The following is a 617-nucleotide window of genomic DNA, read 5'->3' on the forward strand; positions in this document are numbered from 1 at the left end:
TCTGACTATCATGATTTTTTAATCTGTTAAGTAAGCTGTTGTTTTAAATCATCCGGTAAAAATGCCTGAAAATAATCAATTCTGCCGTCATTAAAGGTTATTTTGATATTGCTATTTTGTTGTAGGGCAAATAAGGCAAGTGCTTGTGCTCGATATTGCTGTTTTTGTTTTTCGGCATAAACGAGGTTCGTTTGATATACGGAGGATTCTTTACATTTTAATGTTTGTAAAGAAGGTAATTCAGCTAATCTAGCAAGAGTAGAATATTCAATATTTGTATAGGATAACTCTAACTGCTTAACCTGATTTAAAAGCCCACGATCTAACCATTGGTTAAATAATGAATCCTCAATTGACCAGATAGATAGGTTATCGGCAAAAATATCTTGTTTTGCCAGTAAATCATCAAAAGTTTTAAAATCAAGACCTAAATCATCTCTAGGTACTAATAGTGAAACATAAGCATAATCATCTTTTATAATCACTTGTTTAATCTGTTTTTGCTCATTAAAATACAATTCTAAATTGCCTGAATGATCTGTTCCTGCATAATCTAAATAGCGTGATTCAATCCTTTTACATGCATTATTTTCCCATTCTAAATACCACTCTCTATC

General features: G+C 31.1%; 1 protein-coding gene. It reads right to left on the bottom strand.

Translation table 11 applies throughout. From position 1 onward, the window contains the following. Positions 1–26 precede the first annotated feature (26 nt). A partial coding sequence (locus B9N71_RS12940; protein WP_167370037.1) for a hypothetical protein occupies positions 27–617 on the bottom strand: 591 nt, incomplete at its 5' end.

This window comes from Gilliamella bombi, assembly GCF_900103255.1.
Taxonomy (GTDB): Bacteria; Pseudomonadota; Gammaproteobacteria; order Enterobacterales; family Orbaceae; genus Gilliamella; species Gilliamella bombi.